The 587-nt window shown below is 57.1% G+C and carries 2 protein-coding genes; both read right to left on the bottom strand.

Annotated features, from left to right (window positions below):
* Positions 1-164 (bottom strand): phage tail assembly chaperone G (gene gpG, locus P3R27_RS14640; RefSeq protein ID WP_000479131.1); only part of this gene is annotated, 164 nt, incomplete at its 3' end.
* A 15-nt stretch (positions 165-179) separates the two neighbouring features.
* Positions 180-587 (bottom strand): phage tail protein (locus P3R27_RS14635; RefSeq protein ID WP_301399158.1); only part of this gene is annotated, 408 nt, incomplete at its 5' end.

The following is a 587-nucleotide window of genomic DNA, read 5'->3' as shown; positions in this document are numbered from 1 at the left end:
GTTCTGATGGCGTCTTCCACAGTAAACTTCCGGTTGCTGTCTGACTCCGCCTGTTCTGCCTGCCGTTTCATCAGGGCGAGATGCTCAATGCGCTGCAGGGCTGACAGTTCAGAAAGCGTGACGGTCACACCGTTATGTTCAAATGATTCGGTTTTCAGGAACATCGCTGACTCTCCGGATTAACTGGCGGTGACGGTAATTTCTGCAACCGCAGCAAACTCACCATTACCGGATACAACCGGAATGTTGACCTGGCCTGCAGCAACGCCGTTCACGGTGATGGTCATACCACTGACCGACACGGTGGCTTTTGTTTTATCCGCAGACACCGCACGAAAGCTCTTGTCGGTTACGCCCTCCGGCTGGAAGGCCACGGTCAGCGTGGTGCTCTGCCCTTTCACCACCGAGGTGCTGGCAGGCGTCACGGTCATGCCGGTTGCCGCTGTTACCGTGCTGCGATCTTCTGCCATCGACGGACGTCCCACATTGGTGACTTTCACCGTGCGGGTGATCACTTCCTTCGCCGTCACCGCCTTACCGATACTGCTGACCCAGCCACGGAACACATCGACCGTGCCGTTCGGGAA

This window comes from Enterococcus spodopteracolus (assembly GCF_030441955.1).
Lineage (GTDB): Bacteria > Bacillota > Bacilli > Lactobacillales > Enterococcaceae > Enterococcus_B > Enterococcus_B spodopteracolus.
The sequence above is the reverse complement of the archived record's forward strand: the minus strand, read 5'-3'. Positions and strand labels throughout refer to the sequence as shown.